The 809-nt window shown below is 69.3% G+C and carries 1 protein-coding gene; it reads right to left on the reverse strand.

What is annotated here, in order from left to right:
* Nucleotides 1-809: class I SAM-dependent methyltransferase (locus tag GT354_RS31900; protein WP_161359858.1), on the reverse strand; the 809-nt coding region annotated here is incomplete at both ends.

The raw sequence follows: 809 nt of genomic DNA on the forward strand, positions 1-809 counted from the left end.
GCGGTGTCGGTGGGGTCCTCGGCGCGGGCGGTGTGCACGGCGGCGGCGAAGGTGCGGAGCAGTCGCGGGTTGCGCACGTCGCCGATGAACAGCGCCCCGCCGGGGGCGAGAGCACGCATGGCGTTGGAGACGACCTGCTCCAGATAGCCGGCGTTGGGGAAGTACTGGACGACCGAGTTGAGCACGATGGTGTCGAAGTGACCCACGGGAAGGTCGCCGTGCTCGTGGGCGGCCTGTACGCGCAGGGTGACCCGCCGGGCGAGCTCGGGGTCGGCGTCGACGTGGCGCCGCAGCGCCTCGACGACCGTGGGCGAGAAGTCCGTTCCCCAGTACTCCTCGCACTCGGGCGCCAGCCCGGCGAGGAGCAGACCGGTGCCCACGCCGATCTCCAGGACCCGGCCGGGGTCGAGTGCCTTGATCCGCTCGATCGTGGCCGCACGCCACTCGCGCATCTCCGGCAGCGGGATCGGCTTACCGTCGTAACTGCTGTTCCATCCGGCGAAGTCCTCGCCGAACACGGAACCGGGTTCGGCGTACAGGGAGTCGTAGAGATCCTGCCACTCCCCGATCTGGCTCCGTTCCGTCTCGTCGCTCGGGGTCGTGTCGGTGTCGGTGTCGGTGACGACGTAGGCGATCAGGCGGGTGTCGCCGGGCAGGTCCTCACGAGCGACCACGGCGGCCTGGGCGATACCGGGATGACCCGTCAACACCGCCTCGATCTCCCCGGGCTCGATCCGGAAACCACGAATCTTGACCTGCTGATCCACCCGACCCACGAACTCCAACACACCACCCGGACCACGACGCAC

The sequence above is a fragment of the Streptomyces sp. SID3343 genome (assembly GCF_009865215.1).
Classification (GTDB): Bacteria; Actinomycetota; Actinomycetes; order Streptomycetales; family Streptomycetaceae; genus Embleya.